The sequence below is a fragment of the Ectopseudomonas toyotomiensis genome (genome assembly GCF_017167985.1).
Classification (GTDB): Bacteria; Pseudomonadota; Gammaproteobacteria; order Pseudomonadales; family Pseudomonadaceae; genus Aquipseudomonas; species Aquipseudomonas toyotomiensis.
The window spans coordinates 277,161-291,247 of record NZ_CP070505.1 but is presented as its reverse complement, the minus strand read 5'-3'; the positions used below and the strand labels follow the sequence as shown (position 1 = coordinate 291,247).

Annotated in this window: 1 protein-coding gene; it reads right to left on the bottom strand. The window is 68.3% G+C overall.

Features of this window, described 5'->3' with window-relative positions:
* Positions 1-6 precede the first annotated feature (6 nt).
* A complete protein-coding gene (locus tag JWV26_RS01275) occupies positions 7-14,079 on the bottom strand; it encodes a non-ribosomal peptide synthase/polyketide synthase (protein ID WP_206418199.1) in 14,073 nt (4,690 codons plus the stop codon).
* Between the last annotated feature and the right edge of the window lie 8 nt (positions 14,080-14,087).

Here is a 14,087-nt window from a genome sequence, read left to right as displayed (position 1 = left end):
CGCCTGCTAGCTCTGCGAGATCGGTTTGCTCTTGAGTTTGCTCAGCAGGGTGTCCAGGTTCTTCTGGTTCAGCGCCTTGGCCAGCGGGAAGTCGGTTGGCGACAGTTGCCCTGCCTGGTTGCCCTGGCAGTGGCCGATGACCGTGCGCAGGTGCGCGAGGTAGGCCTGCAACAGGCGCTCGCGGCTGGCCGGCGCATAGCGCAGGCCGGCGAACTTCATTTCCACCTGCAGGCGCCCGCCGATGACCGCCAGCACCACTTCCAGATCGTGGCTGCGCGGCGAGTCGGCGGCGACGGTCGGCGGCAGCGGTTCGTCGCTCAGTTGCAGCAGACCGCCGCCCTCGACGCCGTCGAGCTGGCCCAGGTAGTTGAACAGCAGCGAATGGTGGTGCGCCGGCAGCGGCGCCTCGGCCTGGTGGCGCAGCAGGCCGTAGCCCATGGCCTTGTCGGCGGCGGCACGCAACTGCTCCTTGACCGCGACGATCAGCGCGCCGGTGTCGCTGCCCTGCGGCAGCTCCAGGCGCACCGGGTAGAGCTGGGTGAACCAGCCCACCGTGCGACTGACATCCAGCTCAGTGAACGCGGCATCGCGGCCATGGCCCTCCAGGTCGATGCCGATGGCCCTGGCCCCCGAGCATTCGTGCAGCGCACCGGCCAGGGCGGCGAGCAGCAGTTCATGGCCCTGGGTCCGATAGCTGCCCTGTGCCTGTTGCAGCGCCTGGGTCTCCTCGACACTCAGCATGGCGCTCAGGCTCACTTCGTCGGCCACGCGGTTGTCGGCCTGCGGCTGATCCGCCTGCAATTGCCCGGGGCGTATCTGCTGCAGCCAGTAGTCGCGTTGCGCCTGCACGGTCGGGCTGGCGGCCTGTTGCCAGAGGCGCTGGCCCCACTGCCGGTAGGAACTGGCCTTGGCCGGCAACTCGGCGCTCTGGCCGGCGGCCAGGCGCGGGTAGAGCTGGCTGAAGTCTTCCAGCAGCAGGCGCCAGGACACTGCATCCACCACCAGATGATGAGCGACCAGATAGAGACGCTGCTGGCCGTCGGCCAGATCGATCAGCAAGGCGCGGATCAGCGGGCCGCTGGCCAGGTCGAAGGTCGCCTCGACCCGTTCGGCGATGCAATCACGCAGGGCCTGCGCCGTGCAGGGCTCGGCCAGGCGAACCTGGGCGAAGCCCACGGCCTGGCGGGCATCGGCATAGTGCTGGCGCCACTGACCCTCTTCACGGGTGAAGCGCAGGCGCAGCGCGTCGTGCTGCTCGACCAGCAGTTGCAAGGTGCTCTGCAGCGCCTCGGCCTGCAGGGGGCGGCTGGGCTTGAGCAGAACCGACTGGTTCCAGTGGCCGGGCTCGGCCAGGTGGCGTTCCAGCAGCCAGTGCTGGATCGGCAGAAGGGGCGCCTCGCCGTCCAGCACGCCTTGTTCGGCCTGGCACTGTTCGACCGGGTTGGCGACCAGGGCGAGGTCGGCCAGGGTACGCTGCTGGAACAACTGACGCGGCGTCAGGCCGATACCCTGGGCGCGGGCCTGGGCGATGAACTGCAACCCCAGGATGGAGTCGCCGCCGAGGGCGAAGAAGTTGTCGTCGACGCTCGGGGCTTCGATGCCGAGCAGTTCGCCGAGCAGGCGGCACAGCACCTCTTCGGTGGCGTTGCTCGGTGCCCGCTGCTGACGGGCCTGGCGTTCCACTTGCGGCTTGGGCAGGGCCTTGCGGTCGATCTTGCCGTTGCTGCTCAGCGGCAGGGCCGGCAACTGCAGCATGAACGCCGGCACCATGTGCGCCGGGAGCTGCTGGCCGAGGCGCTGCTCGAGCGCTTCGACATCCAGGGCCTCGGGGCCGCAGAGGTAAGCGACCAGTTGCGGCGTGGCCAGATCCTCGCGCAGCACGGTGACCGCTGCCTCGATGCCGGGTTGGTCGAGCAGGGCGGCATCGATCTCGCCCAGCTCGATGCGCAGGCCGCGCAGTTTGACCTGATGGTCGAGGCGACCCAGATACTGGATGTTGCCGTCGGCCAGGAAGCGGCAGCGGTCGCCGGTGCGATACAGGCGCTGGCCGGCGTCGAACGGGCTGTCGACGAAGCGCTCGGCGGTCAGTTCCGGCCGGTTCAGATAGCCACGGGCCAGGCCGGCACCGCCGATGTACAACTCGCCCACCGCACCCGTCGGCAGCGGCGCCAGCGTCTCGTCGAGGATGTACAGCCTGAGGTTGGCGATCGGCTTGCCGATGGGCACGAAGCCCAGGGTCGAGGCCGGGTCGCAGATCCAGCAACTGACGTCGATGGCCGCTTCCGTGGGGCCGTAGAGGTTGATCAGAGGTGCCGGATGACGCGCCTGGAAACGTTGCTGCAACTCCAGCGGCAAGGCTTCGCCACTGGCGAACACCTGGCGTAGCGAGGTGCAGCGTGGCAACTGCGGCTCGCCGACGAAGGCCTGCAGCATCGAGGGTACGAAGTGCAGGGTGGTGATGCGTTCGCGCTGGATCAGTTCGGCCAGGTAATGGCTGTCACGATGACCGTCGGGCTTGGCGACCACCAGGCAGGCGCCGCTGATCAGCGGCCAGAAGAACTCCCACACCGACACGTCGAAGCTGTAGGGGGTCTTCTGCAGCACGCGGTCGTCGGCGCCGATGGGGAAGGCGTCCTGCATCCAGTACAGGCGGTTCATCAGCGCGCCATGCTCGTTGAGCACACCCTTGGGCTGGCCGGTGGAGCCCGAGGTGTAGATGACGTAGGCGAGGTCGCCGGGCTGGTTGATCGGCTCGGGCTGCGGGCCGTCTTCCAGCGTCGAGACATCCAGGCACCAGTGTGGCGTGCCGGCCGGCAGGCAGGACACCGTGCCCGGTTGCACCAGGGTCAGGGCCGGCCCTGCATCGTCCAGCATCAGCGCCAGGCGTGCCGGCGGCAACTCCGGGTCGAGTGGCAGGTAGGCGGCACCGGCACGGACGATGCCGAGCAGGGCGACGACCATTTCCACCGAGCGCTGCATGCACACCGCGACCACCTGCTCGCGGCCCACGCCGCGTTCGCGTAGCTCGCGGGCCACGGCACCGCTGCGGGCATGCAACTGGGCATAGCTGAGTCGCTGCTCGGCGTAGACCAGCGCTGGCGCATCCGGGCTGCGTATGGCCTGCTCGGCCAGGGCCTGGGCCAGGCTATGGGGGCCGCTGTAGGTCTTGGTGGTGGCATTCCACTGCTGCAACTGCTGGTCGCGTTCGGCGGCGCCGAGCAGATCCAGCTCGCCCAGCTTCGCCAGAGGGCTGCTGCTTATTTCGCCCAGTAACTGCTGCCAGGTATCGGCCCAGCGCATGATGGTGTCGGCCTCGAACAACTGGCGCTTGTACTTCAGACGCAGCGACAGGCGTTGGCCGTCATCGTGCACCTCCCAACTCAGGTCGAAGCTCGAAGCGTTGGAGGGCACCTCCATTTCGCGCAACCTCAGCGGTGCCCAGGCGTCGCTGCGCAGGCGCGCGTTCTGCATGGCGAACAGCACCTGGAACAGCGGCGTGCGGGTCATGTCGCGTTCGCTGACGAGGGCATCGACCACCTGCTCGAACGGCACCTCCTGATGCTCCTGGGCAGCGAGCACGCGTTCGCCGACCTGTTTCAGGAAGTGCTCGAACGCCTGGTGCGGGTCGACCTCGGCGCGGATCACCAGGGTGTTGACGAAGCAGCCGATCAGCGCCTGGGTCTGGGCCAGGTCGCGGTTGGCCACGGCGGTACCGATACGCACGTCGCGTTGACCGGCCAGGCGACCGAGCAATACCTGGGTCGCTGCCAGCAACAGCACGTAGAGCGTCACGCCCTGCTGCCGAGCGGTCTGGCGCAGGCGCTGGGCGAGGGCATCGGGCAGCACCAGGGCATGGAAGCCGCTGGCGCTGTCGGGCTCGGCACGGCGCGGATGGTCGCTGGGCAGCTCCAGTTGATAGTCGCCATCGCCGAGCACGCTCTGCCAGTACTGCAACTGCTGGCGGTAGCGTTCGGCCTGCTCTGGCAGGCGCTGCCAGAGGGCGTAGTCGACGTACTGCACCGGCAGGGCCGGCAGGCGTGCCTCGCGCTGCTCGCTGCGCGCACGATAGAACTCGGCCAACTCGTCGATCAGGCATTGCATCGACCAGTCGTCGGCTACCGTGTGATGCAGGGTCAGGAGCAGCAGGGTGCGGTGTTCGCTGTGCAGCAGGCAGCCGCGAATCAGCGGGCCGGCGGCCAGGTCGAAGGGTTGCCGGGATTCCTCGTCGATACGCCGGGCGACCTGGGCATCCCAGTCCGCTTCGGCCAGCGTTTCGATGGCCAGGTGCGCGCGGCTCTCAGCATCGATCAGCAGCTCGGCGCCCTGGCCGCGCTCCAGCAGGCGACCACGCAGTACCTCGTGACGGGCGATGATCTCGGCCAGGCCCTGCTGCAGCCAGCCGAGGCGTACCGAACCGCTGAGTTCCACGGCCGAGGTAATGTTGTACTCGGCGGCGTGCGGGTTGAGCTGTTCGAGGAACCACAGACGTTGCTGGGCATAGGACAGCGGCAGGCGCTCGGGGCGTGGCTGTGGCGTCAGCTCGGCGGCGGCGCGGGTGGCCGAGGTGCCGATCAGGGTGCAGAAGGCGCGCAGCGTCGGCTGCTCGAACAACTGGCGTAGGGCCGGCGCCTGGCCGTATTCCTGGCGCAGCCGGGCGAGCAGCAGGGTGGCCAGCAGCGAGTGCCCGCCCAGGCGGAAGAAGTGGCTGTCGCGGCCGATCAGTTCGACCGGCACTTCCAGCAACTCGGCCCAGCGTGCGGCCATGCGCTGCTCGACCTCACCCAATGGCGCTTCGAGCGCTGCCTCGACCTGTTCTAGCTGTGGTCGTGGCAGTTGCTTGCGATCCAGCTTGCCGTTCGCGTTGAGCGGCAGTGCCGCCAGTTCCACCAGTACGCTCGGCAGCATATGCGCCGGCAGCGTCTGCGCCAGCTCGGCCTGCAGCCGGGCGACGTCCAGCCCGTTTTCGCTGGCCACCAGGTAGGCCACCAGTTGTGGCGTGCCGAGGTCGTCGCGCAGTACGGTCACGGCCTCGCGTACGCCGGGTTGGGCGAGCAGGGCGGCGTCGATCTCGCCCAGTTCGATACGCTGGCCGCGTAGCTTGACCTGATGGTCGAGGCGACCCAGGTACTGGATATTGCCATCGGCCAGGAAGCGGCAGCGGTCGCCGGTACGGTACAGGCGCTGGCCCGGCTCGAAGGGGCTGTCGACGAAGGCCGCGGCGGTCAGCTCGGGACGGTTCAGATAGCCACGGGCCAGGCCGACACCGCCGATGTACAGCTCACCGACGGCGCCCACCGGCAGCGGGTTGAGGTGCGGGTCGAGGATGTACAGCTTGAGGTTGGCGATGGGTTTGCCGATCGGTACGAAACCCAGGGGCGAGGCCGGGTCGCAGATCCAGCAACTGACGTCGATGGCCGCTTCGGTGGGGCCGTAGAGGTTGATCAGGCGTGCCTTATGACGCGCCTGGAAGCGCTGTTGCAGGGCCAGTGGCAGGGCCTCGCCACTGGCGAAGACCTGGCGCAGCGAGGTGCAGCCTTCCAGGCCTGGCTCGCTGACGAAAGCCTGCAGCATCGAGGGCACGAAGTGCAGGGTGGTGATGCGCTCGCGCTGGATCAGCTCCATCAGGTAGCCGCTGTCCTGATGCCCGCCGGGGCGCGCCAGTACCAGACAGGCGCCGCTGATCAGCGGCCAGAAGAACTCCCACACCGACACGTCGAAGCCGTACGGGGTCTTCTGCAGCACGCGGTCACCGGCGCCGATGGCGAAGGCGTCCTGCATCCAGTGCAGGCGGTTCATCAGGGCGCCGTGCTCGTTGAGCACACCCTTGGGCTGGCCGGTGGAGCCGGAGGTGTAGAGCACGTACAGCAGATCACCGGGCTGGTTGGCCGCTGGCTGCGCCATTGCGCCATGCACCGGCAGCGGTTGCTCCAGGCACCAGGCCGGCACTGCCTCGGGCAGGCGTTCGCGCCAGGTGGCGTGGGTCAGCACCAGCGGGCAGGCGGCATCTTCCAGCAGGAAGGCCAGGCGTGCCGGCGGGAGGTGCGGGTCGAGTGGCAGATAGGCGGCGCCGGCCTTGACGATGCCCAGCAGGGCCACCACCAGGTCGATGCTGCGCTCCATGCATACGGCGACCACCTGTTCGCGGTCGATGCCCTGGGCGACTAGGGCCTGTGCCAACTGGTCGGCGCGCTGGTGCAGGGCGGCGTAGCTGAGGGTTTCGCCCTCGTAGACCAGCGCTGGCGCCTCCGGGCTGTGCCGCGCCTGGCGGGCCAGGGCCTCGCTCAGGGTGGCGGGGCCGGGGTAGTGGCGCGCGGTGTCGTTCCAGTGCTGCAACTGGCGCTGGCGATCCGCTTCACTCAAGGGCGTGAGTTGCGCGAGCGGTGTGTCCACGGCTTGCGGTAGCTGTTCCAGGAAGGCCAGCCATTGGCCCAGCCAGGCCTGCATGGTCGATTCGTGGAACAGGCTGGCGCGGTATTCCAGCATCACCGAGAGCTGTTCGCCGTCGTCGTGCACTTCCCAGTTCTGGTCGAACTTGGCTGCTGGCGAGCGAATGTCCAGGGGCTGCAGGCGCAGGCCTGGCCAGTCGAGCGAGGCGCGCGTGCTGTTCTGCATGACGAAGGCCACTTGGAACAGAGGCGTGGGCGCCAGGTCGCGTTCCGGCGCCAGGTGTTCGACCACCTGCTCGAAGGGCACGTCCTGATGTTCCTGAGCGTCTAGCACGGTTTTCCTGAGCTGGGCCAGGTAGGCGCCGAAGCGCTGCGTGGGGGTGAGCTCGGAGCGGATCACCAGGGTATTGACGAAGCAGCCGATCAAGGGCTGCACGGCGTGCAGGCGGCGGTTGGCCACCGGCGTGCCGATGCGCAGGTCCTGCTGCCCGCTGTAGCGACCGAGGAACAGCTTGAGGCTGGCCAGCAGCAGCACGAACGGGGTGACGTCGCGTTCGCGGGCGAAGCGCCGCAGGCGCTCGGCCAGGGCTGGCGGTACCTGGGCGAAGCAGGTGCCGGCGCGGTTGTCCAGGTGCGCCGGACGCGGCAGGTCGGTGGGCAGCTCGAGGCGGTAGTCGCCGTTTTCCAGGCGCTTCTGCCAGTACTCCAGTTGCTGGCGATAGACCTGCTGACGCGCCTCGCTGCGTTGCCACAGGGCGTAGTCGACGTATTGCACCGGCAACGCCGGCAGCTCTATGCGGTGGCCTTCGCGAGCGGCCTGGTAGCTGGCGGCCAGTTCGTCGAGCAGCACCTGCACCGACCAGCCGTCGGCGGCGCAGTGGTGCAGGCTGAGCAGCAACAGGGCCTGGTTGGCGCCGGCATGCCGCAGCAGGCGCACCCGCAGCGGGTGCTCATGAGTCAGGTCGAAGGCGCGTGCGGACTCGGCCTCGGCGGCCTGGCGCTGGTACTTGGCCCAGTCGGCCGCAGGACCTGCATGGTCCTCCACGGCCAGCTCGAAACGGCTTGGCGCATCGATCAGCAACTGGCCGCCCTGGTCGTCATCCAGCAGGCGGCTGCGCAGGATGGCGTGGCGTTCGACCAGCGTCTCAAAGGCCTGGCGTAAGGCCTCGACATCGAGCTCGCCGGTGAGCGTCAGCGCCGTGTTGATGCTGTACTCGCTCGAGCCGGGCGCCAGTTGCTCAAGGAACCACAGGCGCTGCTGCTCGAACGACAGCGGCAGGCGCTGCGGATGTGGGCCGGCCTGCAGCGTCGGCAAGGACGAGGCTGGCTGCTCGCTCGCGGCCGCGATCAACCGGGCCTGCTCGGCCAGGGTCGCCCGCTCGAACAGCTCGCGCAGTCTCGGCGCGCTGGCGAAGGCCTCGGCGATACGGGTCAGCAGCACGGTGGCGAGCAGGGAGTGCCCGCCCAGGTGGAAGAAGTTGGACTGCCGGCCGATCTGTTCCACTGGCACTTGCAGGGTGTCGGCCCACAGCGCGGCCAGGCGTTGCTCGTGCTCGCCCTGGGGCGCCTGCAGCGTTGCGTCGTGCTCGGCTTGGGGTTGTGGCAGGGCGCGGCGGTCGATCTTGCCGTTGGCGCTCAATGGCCACTCGGTCAGGGCCAGCAACGCCTGCGGCAGCATGTAGGCGGGAATGAAGCGAGCCAGGCGTTCACGCCAGTCATTCTGCACTGGCGCGCCGCCCTCGGTAAGCACGTAGGCCAGCAGGCGTTCGTCACGCACCAGCACCAGGCTGTCGCGCACGCCGTCCAGGCGCAGCAGCGCCTGTTCGATCTCGCCAGGCTCGATGCGCAGACCGCGCAGCTTGATCTGGAAGTCCTTGCGGCCAAGGAATTCCAGCTCGCCATTGGCCAGGTAACGGCCCAGGTCGCCGGTGCGGTACAAGCGGCCTGGGTCGAAGGGGTTGGCGACGAAGCTGGCCGCGGTCAGCGCCTCACGGTGCAGGTAGCCAGGGCCGACGCCGGCACCGGCGATGCAGATTTCACCGGGCACGCCCACCGGTAGCGGCTGGTCGTAGCGGTCGAGGACGTAGAGCTGGGTGTTGTCCACCGGGCGGCCAATGGGCAGCGGCGCATCCACCGCCTCGCTGTCCACCTCGTGCCAGGCGACCACGTCGGTGCATTCGGTGGGGCCGTAACTGTTGAGTATCCGGCAATGGCCATTGCCACTGTCGAGCCAGGGGCGCAGGCGTTCCATGCGGATCGGCTCGCCACCCAGTACCAGCGCACGCAGGCTGGCCAGGTCGCGCCAGTGCTCGGCTGCGGCAAGGTCCAGCAGCGGGTAGAAGGCGCTGGGGGCGCCGTTGAGCAGGGTGATGCGCTGCTCGCGGATGTCCTGCAGCAGCGCCTGCGGCTCGTAACCCTGGGCACTGGGCATGACCAGCGTGGCGCCGGACAGCAGGGGCGCGAAGATATTCTTCTGGGTCAGGTCGAAGCCGGTGGCGCTGGCCAGCAGCATCTTGTCGCCCTGGCGCCAGCCCAGCGTGCGCAGGTACCAGTGCTGCAGGTTGCGCACCCCGCCATGGGTGACCACCGCGCCCTTGGGCTGGCCGGTGGAGCCGGAGGTGTAGATGGCGTAGAAGGGCGCGGCGCCGTCGAGGTCGCGCACGGGGGCGCTGGCCGGCAGTTGAGCCAGTTCCGCCGACAGGTGCTCCAGCACCAGTTGGCGTACCGGCAGGTCGGCGTGGCGGGCCGCCAGCTCGGCATCGGTGAGCAACAGGCTGCTTGCGCAGTCATCGAGGATGTAGCGGATACGTTCTAGCGGATAGGCGCTGTCGATCGGCACGTAGGCCGCGCCGCACTTGAGCACCGCGAGTATCGCCACCGCCAGCTCCGGGGTCTTGTCCAGGCACAGGGCGACCCAGTGGCCGCTGCCTATGCCTTGCCCACGCAGATGGTGGGCCAGGCGGTTGGCCTGGGCATCGAGCTCGGCGTAGCTGAGGCTGAGGGCGCGCTGTTGCACCGCGATTGTCTGCGGCGAACGGGCCACCTGCGCCTCGAAGGCATCGAGGATACTCGGCGTAGGCGGCAGTTCGCAGGCACTGTCATTCCACTCGTGCAGGGTGCGCTGCCATTCCCGCGCATCGAGCAGGCGATGCTCGCCCAGCGGCCGCTCGGGAGCTTCGAGCATGCTCTCGAACAGGTGCACGAAGCGCTGCAGCCAGCGCTCGGCGGTGGCCGGCTCGAACAGGTCGAGGGCGAACATCAGGTTGAGTTCGATGGCGCCCTGCGCTGGCGCGACGATGTGCAGGTCGAGGTCGTATTCCGAATGGCTCAGCGGGGTGTCCAGCACCTCGAAGTCGAGGTCGGGGAAGCGCACCCGGCGCTCCATGGGCAATTGCTGGGCGATCATCACCTGGAACAGCGGGGCATGGCTGAGACGGCGTGGCAACGCCAGGTGGTCGACCAGGCGCTCGAAGGGCAGATCCTGGTGATGCTGGGCCTCGAGCAGGGTTTCGCTGACCTGGCGGGCCAGTTCGGCGAAAGTCGACTGGCCCTGGAAACGCACGCGGATCGGCAGGTTGTTGAGCAGGATGCCGAGCAGCGCCTGGGTTTGCGCACGGTCGCGATTGGACACCGGCGTACCGAGGATCAGGTCATCCTGGCCGCTCATGCGGTGCAGGAAGGTGGCGAAGGCGGCGAACACCAGGCTGTAGGTGGATTGCTGCAGGCGTGCCGCCAGCGCGCGGGCACGTTCGCTGGCCTGCGGCGACAGGCCGGTGGCGAGCATGCCGCTGCGGTGCGACTGGGCGGCCGGACGTGGCCGGTCGGAGGGCAGCTCCAGCAGGTAGTCGCTGTCGTCGTCGCGGGCCAGTTGCCTCTGCCAGTAGTCCAGGTGCGGTTGCAGCGCCGCCGGTTGCAGGCGCTGCTGTTGCCACAGGCTGTAGTCGGCGTACTGGAGCGGCAGCGGCGCCAGTTGCGGCGCCTGGCCGGCGTGCAGGGCGGCATAGAACTGGGTCAGCTCGCGCAGGGCCAGGGTGGCCGACCAGGCATCGGACACCAGGTGGTGCAGGGTGATGGCCAGTACATGCTCGCGCGCGCCCAGGCGCAGCAGGCGGGCGCGCAGCAGGGGTGGCTGCAGCAGGTCGAAGGGCTGGGCGAACCAGGCTTGCAGTTCGCGTTGCACGGCAGCTTCGCTGGTGTCTGTAAAATCGGCGAGCGGCAGCTCGAAGGTCAATGCCTCGATGATGCGCTGGCAGGGCTGCCCGCCCTCGCTGGGGAAGGCGGTGCGCAGCACTTCATGGCGTTCGATCAGCCACTGGAAGCTGGTGCGCAGGGCCTCGACATCGAGATCACCGCTCAGGCGCAGGGCGAAGGGAATGTTGAAATGGGCACTGCCGGGGTTCAGTTGCTCGACGAACCACAGGCGCTGCTGGGCGAAGGACAGCGGCAGACGCTCGGGGCGAGGCAGCGCCACGATGTCGTCGGATGCTGGCTGTGCGCTGTCCTGAAGACGTTTCTGCTGATCGATGGCCTGGGCCAACTGACGCACGCTGGGGCACTCGAACAGGGTCTTGAGCGGTAGCTCGACAGCGAAGGCGGCGCGGATGCGCGACAGCACCTGGGTGGCCAGCAGCGAGTGGCCGCCGAGGGCGAAGAAGCTGTCGGTGACGCCGAAGTGCTCCAGCGCCAGGGTGTCCTGCCAGATGCCATGCAGCGCCTGTTCGGTGGCCGTGGCCGGCGGCGTGGCTTCGCTCGTCGCCATGTTCCAGTCCAGCTCGCGCTGGGCCAGGCGTTTGCGGTCGACCTTGCCGTTGGCGTTGAGGGGCAGGGCGTCGAGCTGGACGAGGTGCTGCGGCACCATGTAGGTCGGCAACTGGCCGTTGAGCGTCTGTTTCAGCGCCGTGGCGTCGAGGGCATGACCCTCGTGCGCGACCCAGTAGCCCACCAGTTGCGCCTCGCCACGGGCATCGGCCTGCACCACCACGGCGGCGGCTTTCACGGCCGGGTGCTGCTGCAGCTTGGCCTCGATCTCGCCCAGTTCGATGCGATGGCCGCGAATCTTCACCTGCTGGTCACGGCGGCCGAGGAATTCGATCACACCGTCGGCCCGGTAGCGGCCGAGGTCGCCGGTGCGGTAGAAGCGTGCGCCGGGGCGCAGCGGGTGATCGACGAAGGCGGCGCGGGTGCGCTCGGCATCGTGCAGGTAGCCACGGCCGACGCCGGCACCGGCCACGCAGATTTCGCCAGGCACGCCCACCGGCACCGGGCGCAGGGCATCGTCGAGCACATACAGCTCGGTGTTCGGCGTCGGCCGGCCGATGGGCATGGCCTGGGCCTGTTCATCGGAGGCTGCGCTGATGGCATGGAAGGCCACGTCGTCCGCGCACTCCGCCGGGCCGTAGGCATTCATCAACGGCACATGGGGGAAACGGGCGAACCAGTCGCGGCACAGGGCCGGTGGCAGGGCCTCGCCGGTGGGCAGCAGCCAGCGCAAGGCGCTGAGGTCGGTGGCCGGCGTGCTGGCGGCGAGCACGCCGCGAATCACCGCCGGCACTGCCTCCCACAGAGTCAGGTGCTCATCCTGCAGGGCTTGCAGCAGGCGCTCGGGATCATGGCTGACGGCATCCGGCAGGATATGCACGGTGGCGCCGAGCAGCGGCGCGGCGAGCAACTGCCAGACCGAGATGTCGAAGGCCACCGAGGCGGTCTGGGCGATGCGGTCATGCTCGCCGAGGCCGAGGGTCGGCACCTTGCCGAGCATGTTGTTGAGCATGCCGCGTTGTTCCACCAGGGCGCCCTTGGGCGTGCCGGTGGAGCCGGAGGTGAAGATCACGTAGGCGAGGTCGTCCGGCGTGCCGCGCGGTGCGAGGCTGGGCACCTCACCTTGCAGCCAGCGTGTTTCGATGGCCAGACACTGTGGCGCTGCGTTGCTGAGGCGGCTGCACAGCTCGTCGGCCAGTGCCCCCTGGTTGTCACCGATCAGCATCAGCGGTGCCTGGCTCAGTTCGAGGATTTCTGCCAGGCGCTGCGTCGGGTGCTTGACCTCCAGCGGCAGGTAGCAGGCGCCGGCCTTGAGAATGGCGATCAGCGCGGTGAGATGGGCCAGGCCGCGTTCGGCCAGCAGCGCCACGGGGAGGTCGGGGCCAGCGCCGGCCTCGATCAGCGCAGCGGCGAGGCGGCTGGCGCGGGCGTCCAGTTCGGCATAGCTGAGCGACTCGCCCGCGCAGACCACGGCGGCCTTGTCCGGCTGGCGCGCCACCTGTTCGGCGAACAGACTGGCGTAGGTGCGATCCAGAGGGAAGCTGTGTGCGGTGTCGTTCCAGTCCAGCAGCAGCGTCTGGCGCTCCTCTGCGCTCAGCAGTTGCAGCGAGGCCAGGCTGGCAGTGGGCTCGGCGAGAATGCCGAGAACGATCTGGCGCAGGTGGCCGAGCAGGCGCTCGATGCTGTTGCGGGCGAAGCGCCGGCGATCATAGGAGATGCGTACGGTCAGACGCTCGCCGGGCATGACCACGACGGTGAGGCCGTAGTGGGTGTGCACGCTGTGTTCCATGTCGTCCAGGCTGAAGCTCAGCTCGCCGCTGAACAGCTTGTCGTCGATGGGGGCGTTCTCGTAGACCAGGATGCTGTCGAACAACTCCTCGCCGCGCGGGAAATCGCTCCAGCCCTGGATGTCCACCAGGGCGCTGTGCTCGAACTCGCGCAGCGCCAGGTTGTGGCGTTGTAGTTCCTGCAGCCAGGAGGTGCGATCTTGCTGTTCGTCGATGCGCACGCGCAAGGGCAGGGTGTTGATGAACAAGCCGATCATGTCCTCGACGCCGGCCAATTGCGGCGGGCGACCGGACACGGTGACGCCGAAGAGCACGTCGCGCAGGCCGCTGTAGCGGCTCAGCAGCAAGGCCCAGGCGCCCTGGAACAGGGTGTTGGGGGTGATCCGGCGGGATTGGCAGAAGTGCGTCAGGTCACGGGTCTGCTGGGCGTCGAAACGGATCAGGGTGTCGTCGACCAGCACCGCTTCGCGGTACTGGCTCTGCCGGGTGTGGCGTTCAATCACCAGCGGCGTCGGTGCGTCCAGTCCCTGCAGTTGCTGCTGCCAGAAGGCCTGCGCTTCGGGCAGGCTCTGTTGCTGCAGCCAGGCGATGTAGTTACGGTATGGACGCGGCTTGCGCACGCTCGCTGCCCGCCCCTGGCGCAAGGCCGCGTAGGCGTCGATGAAGTCGACCATGATCAGCGAGATGCACCAGGCGTCCATCAGGATGTGGTGGAAGCTGCGGATCATTTCGTGGCGCCCGGCGCCCAGGCGTACCAGGCGCACGCGGATCAGCGGTGGTTTGGCCAGGTTGAAACCGTTGCGCTGCTCCTGTTGCAGCAGGGCCTGGATATGGGCCTCCTGCTGCTCGGGGGCGAGGCCTTCGAGATCGATGTATTCGACCGGGTCGGCGATCTGACGATGAACCACCTGCAATGGCTGTTTCTGGGTCTTCCACAGGAAGCTGGTGCGCAGTGCCGGGTGGGCACCGATCACTTGCCGCCAGGCCTCGAGGAACGCCTCCACCGACAGCTCGCCGCCGATACGGTAGCGATCCTGCATCAGGTACACCCCGGATTCCTGGTGCAGCAGGCTCTGGAACAGCATGCCCTGCTGCAGCGGTGACAGCGGGTAGACATCTTCGAGGTGGTGTGCGGTCTTGTTCGTCATCCGGTTGA

What these genes read in the sequence shown, in the direction of transcription:
- JWV26_RS01275 (WP_206418199.1), bottom strand. Translation starts at nt 14,079, where the DNA reads ATGACGAACAAGACCGCACACCACCTCGAAGATGTCTACCCGCTGTCA.